9 protein-coding genes are annotated in these 8,176 nt (G+C 61.5%); 4 read left to right on the forward strand and 5 right to left on the reverse strand.

Annotation, left to right across the window (positions count from 1 at the left end; genetic code table 11):
• Positions 1–83: 83 nt before the first annotated feature.
• Positions 84–449, reverse strand: a complete 366-nt coding sequence (locus tag FO013_RS19915; RefSeq protein ID WP_143924304.1) for a MerR family transcriptional regulator — start codon at positions 447–449, stop codon at positions 84–86.
• A gap of 54 nt (positions 450–503) precedes the next feature.
• Here FO013_RS19915 and FO013_RS19920 point away from each other — a divergent pair, with 54 nt between their 5' ends.
• The 3 genes from FO013_RS19920 to FO013_RS19930 all read left to right on the forward strand — a co-directional run bounded on the left by FO013_RS19920 (position 504) and on the right by FO013_RS19930 (position 2,966).
• Entirely contained in the window at positions 504–1,409 is a 906-nt protein-coding gene (locus FO013_RS19920) for an alpha/beta fold hydrolase (RefSeq protein ID WP_143924305.1), read from the forward strand.
• Positions 1,410–1,501: 92 nt separating this feature from the next.
• Positions 1,502–1,864, forward strand: a complete 363-nt coding sequence (locus tag FO013_RS19925; protein ID WP_143924306.1) for an ArsR/SmtB family transcription factor — start codon at positions 1,502–1,504, stop codon at positions 1,862–1,864.
• A gap of 1 nt (position 1,865) precedes the next feature.
• Positions 1,866–2,966 carry a cation diffusion facilitator family transporter gene (locus FO013_RS19930; protein ID WP_143924313.1) on the forward strand — a complete coding sequence of 367 codons (1,101 nt, stop codon included), beginning with the start codon at positions 1,866–1,868 and terminating at the stop codon, positions 2,964–2,966.
• A 6-nt stretch (positions 2,967–2,972) separates the two neighbouring features.
• Here FO013_RS19930 and FO013_RS19935 read toward each other — a convergent pair whose 3' ends face one another.
• On the reverse strand, positions 2,973–3,560 hold the full coding sequence (locus tag FO013_RS19935) for a CueP family metal-binding protein (RefSeq protein WP_222103684.1): 588 nt from the start codon (positions 3,558–3,560) through the stop codon (positions 2,973–2,975).
• A 116-nt stretch (positions 3,561–3,676) separates the two neighbouring features.
• The gene (gene galE, locus FO013_RS19940) at positions 3,677–4,669 is read right to left on the reverse strand and encodes a UDP-glucose 4-epimerase GalE (RefSeq protein ID WP_143924307.1); all 993 of its coding nucleotides are present in this window, start codon (positions 4,667–4,669) and stop codon (positions 3,677–3,679) included.
• Positions 4,670–4,858: 189 nt separating this feature from the next.
• On the opposite strand from galE, the gene FO013_RS19945 reads away from it, so the two are divergent.
• Entirely contained in the window at positions 4,859–5,959 is a 1,101-nt protein-coding gene (locus tag FO013_RS19945) for a hypothetical protein (RefSeq protein ID WP_260848294.1), read from the forward strand.
• A gap of 222 nt (positions 5,960–6,181) precedes the next feature.
• Here the strand turns inward: FO013_RS19945 and FO013_RS19950 are convergent, their stop codons facing one another.
• Positions 6,182–6,487 carry a hypothetical protein gene (locus FO013_RS19950; RefSeq protein WP_143924308.1) on the reverse strand — a complete coding sequence of 102 codons (306 nt, stop codon included), beginning with the start codon at positions 6,485–6,487 and terminating at the stop codon, positions 6,182–6,184.
• Positions 6,468–7,943: an alpha,alpha-trehalose-phosphate synthase (UDP-forming) gene (locus tag FO013_RS19955; RefSeq protein WP_186293227.1), complete on the reverse strand. Its 1,476-nt coding sequence runs from the start codon at positions 7,941–7,943 to the stop codon at positions 6,468–6,470. Before FO013_RS19955 ends, FO013_RS19950 begins: the two co-directional genes overlap by 20 nt.
• Between the last annotated feature and the right edge of the window lie 233 nt (positions 7,944–8,176).

Consider the following 8,176-nt stretch of genomic DNA (forward strand, 5'->3'; position numbering starts at 1 on the left):
AGGATGAAATTCACCCGACAACGAGGTGGCGCTGCTCATCAATCGCGTACGCCATTTCTCGTCTTCGCCTCGGGCTCTGGGCATCAGGCCTGCGAATACTGCGAGCACTCCGGACACCTGGCCATGAGATCGTGCCGGCATTGCCGAACATGGAGCAGGAATCTCTCGGCTGAATCAAGTGAAGAGCGTTGGGCCCGGATGGCGGCGATCCGGGCCGCGATGATCTGTGCACGCCCCGCCTCACCACGGTGCACGATCGCCCGGATCTCCGCCAGACTCATCCCCACCTCCTGGCAGGACAGCACGATCCGACACCGTGCCAGATGCTCGGACCCGTACAGTCGGTGGCCTGTGACCGTGCGGTCCGGGACCACGACCCGCTCATCTTCCCAATGCCGCAGCACATGTGCGGCGATCCCCAGGCGCCGCGCCGCTTCACCGATCTTCATGACACCATGATGACACCTTGACTTCAGGTTGACCTGAAGTTCTAGATTCGGATCATGAACGAGCAGACGCAAGAACCTGAACCTTCAGTTGAGATCACGACTCGACGAATCATCCTCAGTGACGGAACCGAGGCGGCAACCCAGACAATCGGGCCGGCACCAGGGCACGACAACCTCGGCGATATCGTCATCTGCCACGGAACACCATGGACATCGCGGATGTGGCTGCCGCATGCCCGCGAACTCGGCCGCAGCCATCGCGTTCTCCTGTGGGATATGCCCGGATACGGTGAATCCATCGCCGAGGCGGCCCTCCCTGTCGATCTCGTCACCCAAGGTCGCCGGCTGGCGGAGTTGATGACGGTCTGGAATGTGCAGTTCCCTCAGGTCATCGCCCACGACATCGGTGGGGCGGTGGCGTTGGGCGCGCATTTGTTCGGAGGCTCCGAATTCGCATCCCTGTATCTGCTCGACATTGTGACACTGCCGCCGTGGGGCTCTCCGTTCTTCCGCCTCGTGGCCGACAACGAATCGGTCTTCACGTCCTTGCCACCACAGCTGCATCGCGCGCTGGTCACCGAGTACATCGCTGGAGCCGGCGGTGCGCGCCTCGAACGCAGCTGGGCCGAGATCCTCGCAGAACCGTGGTGCACCGTTGCAGGCCAGGCCGCCTTCTACCATCAGATTGCGAGCCTTCGCCCCGAGCATACGGAGCCGATAGCCAGAGGGCTCGGAGAGGTGCGATGCCCCGTTCGAATCGGCTGGGGTGCCGAAGATCCGTGGATTCCCTTCGGGCAGGCCGAGCAATTGGCACAGCGACTGCCGGGCACAGCGGACATCACCTCGTTCAGAGCCGCCGGCCACCTGGTGCCTGTGGAGTCACCGCAAGAGCTGAGCGACGACCTCGCCGCCTGGTTAGGCTCCGCGCTGATCAGTCCCACGCAGATCAATGCCACGTAGCTCGGCACCTGGCGGTTCGGTGCCGCACACTTCGGAGCCGCATACTTCGAATCCGCGTTGCCTTGGCCGCTCGATTATCCTACTATCTTCGTATGTACGCAGATAAGAAGTCATGCACTCTCACCGCCGACAGCGAGTTCGTCGATCTGGCCGTCGAGGTGTTCGCTCTCCTTGCCGATGCCACTCGGGTGAAGATCATCCTGGCTCTGCGCGATGATGAGCTGTCGGTCAATCACCTCGCCGACATCGTCGACAAATCGCCGACATCTGTTTCACAACATTTGGCGCGCCTGCGCATGTCCCGAATGGTCACGACCCGACACGAGGGCACGAAGGTGTTCTACCGTCTCACCGATGAACACGCTCGCCGCTTGGTCGTCGACGCCATCGAGCAGGCCGAACACACCATCGGACGCCCTCATCACCACACCGCAGACAGTCCAGACCGGCTCTGACATGGCGGTCGGCGACCATCTCCACCACGACCACGGCCACCACCGTCATCAACCTCACGACCGTGGTCATAACCATGACCACGGCCACCACCATCCGCGCGGCATCAAGGGTGTCCTCCACGGCCTCTTCGTCCCGCATAGCCATGACGCCAGCGACTCGATCGACGACGAACTTGAAGCGAGCACTCAGGGGATCAGAGCCGTCAAGATCTCGCTGGTCGCGCTCCTCATCACCGCTGTACTTCAGGTCAGCGTCGTCGCAATCAGCGGCTCGGTCGCGCTGCTGGCCGACACCATCCACAACTTCGCCGACGCACTGACGGCCATTCCGCTGTGGATCGCCTTCACGCTCTCACGCCGACCTCCGACCAGGAGATTCACCTTTGGGCTGGGCCGCAGCGAGGATCTGGCCGGCCTGTTCATTGTGGCGATGATTGCCGCCTCTGCAGTTCTGGCCGGCGTCGAATCGATCCACCGCCTCATCGAGCCCCGCACGATCGAGCACACGGGCTGGGTGTTCGCGGCCGGAGTCATCGGCTTCCTCGGCAATGAGATAGTCGCCGTCTATCGGATCCGCGTCGGTCGGAAGATCGGTTCGGCTGCCCTCGTCGCCGACGGCGTCCATGCCCGAACTGACGGATTGACCTCGCTCGCCGTCGTCGTCGGTGTCATCGGAATCTGGCTCGGACTGCCCTGGGCGGATCCGGCTGTCGGCATCGTCATCTCCTTAGCCATCTTCGCCCTGCTCGTCTCCACGGCCAAGGACATCGGCCAGCGCCTGCTCGACGGGGTCGACCCTTCCCTGACAGCTCGAGCCGCCGAGGCGATCCACGAGTTTCCCCAAATCGTCGGAATCACTGATCTGCAGGTGCGCTGGATCGGCCATCGCCTCCACGTCCACGCCGTCATTGACGCAGACAGCAGTGCCGGCCCTGAATCTGAGTTCAGCCCCGACCCTGGCCCCAGCCCCGACTCTGGCCCCGGCGGACTTTCGCTTGCCGAGTTTACTGAGCTCCAGCGCACTGTGGAGGATCGCCTCCGACAGGCGCTGCCGAGTGTGGGTGAGGTCGTCGTCGCTCCGGGATCCACCGACTCGGCGTGAGTGGTCTCAGGTCAGCCGGAGACCGGTGATGCAGGTGGCGCCGTCGTCCTTCGTCGAGAAGTCAGCCGTTCCGTCCCTGCCGCCGGAGGAGATCTCGACGGTTCCTGTGATGCCCCGGGGAACCCAGAATCCGACGAATCCATTGTCGAAGGTCGTCGCAGTCTCGTCGACGACCTCTTCTCCTGTCGCAGAGTCGGTGATCGTGACGTCGACGGCCTCTCCGCTCAGCTCACCAAGGCAGGTCGTCAAGCTGTGGTAGAAACATTCGTGGCTCTGGTCGACGAACGGCGCAATCGAAATGTAGCTTGTGTCCTCAGGCAGGTCCAGCCCGAGTTCCGCCGACTCATCCGACAGCTGCAGCTCGTCCGGCTGGACGGAGGCCATGAGAGTCGTCGATCTCTCGTCGATGGGAACACGGTCGAGGTGGTCGATGATTTCGGTAACGTCCATATCGTCGAGGCCGTGGCCAGCGAGCAGGTCCGACGCGCCGTTGTCACCCGGCTCCCCTGCATCGTCCGAGCCTCCGGTCGCGCATCCGCTCAGGAGCAGAACCAGTCCGGCTCCCGCCATCACGATCTTCCGCATACCTGTCATTTCCCCGCCTTCAGCCACACAGCACATACCGTTCTTCTACACATCGTAGTATCGGCCGCTGAGGTTCGAAAATCACACACCCCTGGTCGGAGAGACCACGACCCGGCGGTGCGGCGTCAGCCCTTCTCCGGTTCCATCCCCGCGGCCTCGACAGCGCTGCGCACGATCTCGTCGAGGTCGAACTCGGCCTTCCAGCTCAACTGCGCGCCGATGCGGGAGACGTCGGCGACGAGTGCAGGTGGGTCACCTGCGCGACGCTCGCCCATTTCGGGCACGATCTCACGGCCGGTCGCCTCGGCGATGGCATCGATGACTTCCTTGACGGAGGCACCGGTGCCGGTGCCCACGTTGAACACCGTCTCCGAGGTGTCCCCGGACTTCATGTAGTCAAGCGCGGCGATGTGCGCCTCGGCCAGATCCTTGACGTGAACGTAGTCACGGATGCATGTGCCGTCAGCAGTGTCGTAGTCGTCGCCGAAGACGATGGGGGCTTTGCCGTCTGCGATGCGTCCGAGGACGATCGGGATGAGGTTCATGACAGCCGTGTCGGCGAGCTCAGGCCAGCCGGCTCCGGCGACGTTGAAGTAGCGCAGCTTCACGGCGTTGAACTTCACACCACGCATCCTCGCCGAGGTGATCGCATTGTCGATCATCCATTCGCCGATGAGCTTGGTCTGCCCGTAAGGGTTGATCGGTCGGCAGTCGAGGTCCTCGGCGACCATCTCGACATCGGGCATGCCGTAGGTCGCAGCCGAGGATGAGAAGACAAGCGATTCGATGCTGGTGCGTTCGGCGGCGGCGAGGACATTCGTGAGTCCGCCGATGTTCTGGCGGTAGTACATGATGGGTTCTTCGACCGACTCCCCCACCTGCTTCTTCGCGGCGAAGTGGATGATCGAGTTCACCGAGTGCTCCTCGATCGCAGCGACGAGACGATCCTCGGCGTCGGCGGCGGCAAGGTCGATGTTGACGATCGGCAAGCCGGTGACGCGAGCCTCGATCCCGGTGGAAAGGTCGTCGACGACAAGGACGTCATCGCCGCGCTCGGACAGCAGCCGTACTACGTGGGAGCCGATGTATCCGGCACCTCCCGTCACCAGAACACTCATGTGCCGATCTCTCTTTCACTAGCTCTCTCACAGCGGTCGATACGCTGCGTCATACCCACATCAGAATACGTGACCCGTCCAGCATCCCAGACATCAAGGCGCACTGAATGACCAGTGTGGAGTTGCCCGAAGTCACGACCATGCGGACCCAGCCTCTGGTCAAACACCACCATCCCTGCGAAGGTGGAAATGTCGGCGATCCGCCCGGCCCGTGCCCCGTGGAGGGCACCATGGACGAAAGCACCAGCTGCGATGCACCTGCTCCTCATCTCTGACCCCGGCCCGCCGACCCGCCGTGTCGCGGCGATCAAGGACGAGTTCGAAGAGGTCCTGCGGCAGAGCTTCGATGCCGATGTTCATGTCGACACGTGCACCGAGACCATTCGGGTGCGGACAGACCACCAGTTGGAGATGTCGACTCTCGACTCGGTGGTGAACAGATATCCCAGCGCGGACCTCGTCATCATGTTCACGGATATTCCTCGCCACACCCAGGACAAACCACTCATCGCCGAGGTCCTACCGGGTCGCAAGGTCGCCGTGGTCTCGAATCCGACCCTCGGCGCATTGACGACGAGACGTCGCCTACTCAAGATCTTCATGAGCTGTGCGAACCAGCTGCTGCCCGACGGCCATACGGCCCCGAAGCATAGTCTGCCCAGGTGGGGTCAGTGGTCGAGTCGAGCCGATTCCGGGCACCGCACCCTGCACGCGCACACCTTCACCGGCGGAACTCGCCTGGTGTTGGGAATGACGACGGCCAATGAACCGCTGCGCATGGCGCGCAAGCTATCCCGGGCCCTGGCCGCAGCCTCGGCGACGGGGGCTTTCGGAATCTTCTACAGCTCGATCTGGCAGATGTCGCACCACCTGTCGACGGCTCGGCTGATCTCCATAGGCATGATTGCGATTGCAGTGATGGTGGGGTGGCTTCTGACCGTCAACGGCCTCTGGGACAGACCGGTCAGGGGGCGTCGTGCTCAGGTCGTCTTCTACTACAACCTGTCCACTGTTCTCACCCTGATCATCTGTGTAGGGGCGCTCTATGTTCTGCTGGTTGCGGGAATTCTGGTGGGCAGTCTCATCGTCATCGACCCGGATTTCATGGCCCAGATCATCCATCGCCCGGAGGCGAAGTTCACCAATTATCTGGACATCGCCTGGCTCAGCGCCGCGATGGGCGTCGTCGCCGGCGCTCTGGGGTCGACCTTCGACAGCGATGTCGATGTCAAGAACATGACCCACGCTCAACGCCTGCGCTCACGTGTCTACGTCGCAGAGAATAGTTGAGCGTTCGGGAGTGGCACGACAGCCGGCCCAGGCCTGAGCACAAGTTTCGCACGCAGACGATGCTGATCAGCACCGTCTGAGTCCGCCGTTGCGCAGCCTGAGATGGGTCGACCACTTTCTCGCCGCGCTGCTGCTTGAAGTCGCGACTGCAGGCGCGATGATCAGCCCTGATGAAACCTCAAAGTTTGAGAAGGGCTCCCTCGCACGAGCCATCCCATGATACTAGGTCGAAGTCCTTTCGGACACGATGGTCCTACTTCCCGGCGGCAGATCCAGAGCGGAGTCATCGAGGAACTTCAGCGCAATGGGGCAGGTGACGGTGACCTTCATATGGCGATTGAGCACATCCTTCAACGATCTGGCCATGAGCTCCTTGCAATGACGGGTTGCTTCATGGGTTTCAATCGCCTCGCAATAGATGAACATGACCTCCTTCTCGTCGATCGTGTAGTGCAACGACGCCACAAGCTTCCCCGGAAGATAGAGATCGAACTTCGACGCTTCCTGATTATTCAGCAGTGTGTACATATTGAATCCTTTTAGTGTGACCGGCACTGCTCGACTCGTTCGATGATTCTGAGGTCCTGAGTTCTCGCGTCGGTGCCGTTGGTTGAAGGTCAGCCAGGAACGTCCGTGCCCACCGGTGAATATCGTGACGCTCAACGACGTCAGCCATGGAGGCCATCCGCTTACCGGCTTCCGCGGCTGGCATTTCCACTCCGAGCCGAATGGCGTCCTTGAGTCCGGCGATGTCGTGAGGATTGACCAGCAGCGCGTCGTGCAGTTCGGCAGCCGCACCGGCGAATTCAGAGAGCACGAGAGTACCATTGTTGTGTCGCGCGGCCACGTATTCTTTGGCAACGAGATTCATCCCATCACGCAGTGAAGTCACCAGGAGCACGTCGGCTGCGAGATAGAGAGCCACCGTCGACTCAAAGGAATATGAATGGTGGAAATAGTGAACGGCAGCACCGTCCAAGGCGCCGAAACTGCCGTTGATGTTTCCCACCAGCTGCTCAACGTCATCGCGTAAGTCTTGGTACGACTCAACCCCCTCCCGGGACGGCTCGGCGACCTGGACGAATGTCGTGTCCTGCGGGTCGAGCACCCCGTCTTCGAGGAGTTCCTGGTAGGCACGCAACCGGTGGAGGATGCCTTTGGTGTAGTCGAGGCGGTCGATGCCGACGATGAGCGTTCGCGGATCACCAAGCTCCACCCGCATCTGCCGCGCCAACTCCTGTGTCTCTTCCGCTTCAGCCACCTCATGAATCGCCGCCGTATCGATTGAAATCGGATAGGCGTGGACGGTGTTCGACAGCCTCCCACTGTCGATGTCCAAATACCGCGAGACTGCACTGCGGAAGTTCTTCACATCTGATGCGAGTTGAAAACCAATCACGTCGGCACCGAGCAGGCCCCGCAGGATCGAATCACGCCACGGGAGCTGAGCGAATATTGTCTCCGAAGGAAAGGGAATGTGATTGAAGAATCCGATTCGAACGTCGGGCCGTTGGGCTCGAATCATCTCTGGCACAAGCTGCAGGTGGAAGTCGTGGATCCACACCGTCGCCCCAGGGGCGGCGGAATCCACAGCCGCCTGAGCAAATCGAGCATTGGTGGAGCGATATGTTTGCCACCAGGAGCGATGGAACTGCGGCGGTACGACCAGGTCGTGGTAGAGGGGCCACAATGTGGCGTTGGAGAACCCTTCGTAGTACCTCTCGTGTTCCTCTGCTCCGAGGGCAACGGGGACGAGACTCATCCCGTCGAACTCGAACGGCTCGAACTCCTCTTCGCTAGTTCCGCCCCACCCGATCCATGCTCCGTGGCTCTCCCTGACCATCGGCGCCACCGCCGAGACAAGTCCGCCCGGAGAAGGCGACCAGCTTCCCTCAGAGCGATACGCCGGTAAGCGGTTGGCAACCACTACCAGAGCATGATTTCCATATATCACTGCATTCACCGACCCTCCCGAGGCGCGGATCGATCGTCCTGATGTCGGAGACCGACTGGCGCATTGACTGCAGGGCTTCGACTCCGTAGGGCGTCCTGCCCGGGCAGTCGACACGACGCCGACGTTTACTGTGTAAACGTATCGTACGTCACATTACCATAGTGATTTCGCTTGGAGACTCGTCCACGGCACATCCACAATCGCTCATACTCCTCGGCTCGAGGGGGGTGCCCCTATATTTATTGGTAGGCCCCGAACAGGGC

This window comes from Brevibacterium aurantiacum (genome assembly GCF_007558825.1).
Classification (GTDB): domain Bacteria; phylum Actinomycetota; class Actinomycetes; order Actinomycetales; family Brevibacteriaceae; genus Brevibacterium; species Brevibacterium aurantiacum_A.

Coding starts and splice junctions, on each gene's coding strand:
- FO013_RS19930 (WP_143924313.1), top strand. CDS start 1,866: ATGGCGGTCGGCGACCATCTCCACCACGACCACGGCCACCACCGTCAT.
- FO013_RS19950 (WP_143924308.1), bottom strand. CDS start 6,487: ATGTACACACTGCTGAATAATCAGGAAGCGTCGAAGTTCGATCTCTAT.
- FO013_RS19945 (WP_260848294.1), top strand. CDS start 4,859: ATGTCGGCGATCCGCCCGGCCCGTGCCCCGTGGAGGGCACCATGGACG.
- FO013_RS19915 (WP_143924304.1), bottom strand. CDS start 449: ATGAAGATCGGTGAAGCGGCGCGGCGCCTGGGGATCGCCGCACATGTG.
- FO013_RS19925 (WP_143924306.1), top strand. CDS start 1,502: ATGTACGCAGATAAGAAGTCATGCACTCTCACCGCCGACAGCGAGTTC.
- FO013_RS19920 (WP_143924305.1), top strand. CDS start 504: ATGAACGAGCAGACGCAAGAACCTGAACCTTCAGTTGAGATCACGACT.
- FO013_RS19935 (WP_222103684.1), bottom strand. CDS start 3,560: ATGACAGGTATGCGGAAGATCGTGATGGCGGGAGCCGGACTGGTTCTG.
- galE (WP_143924307.1), bottom strand. CDS start 4,669: ATGAGTGTTCTGGTGACGGGAGGTGCCGGATACATCGGCTCCCACGTA.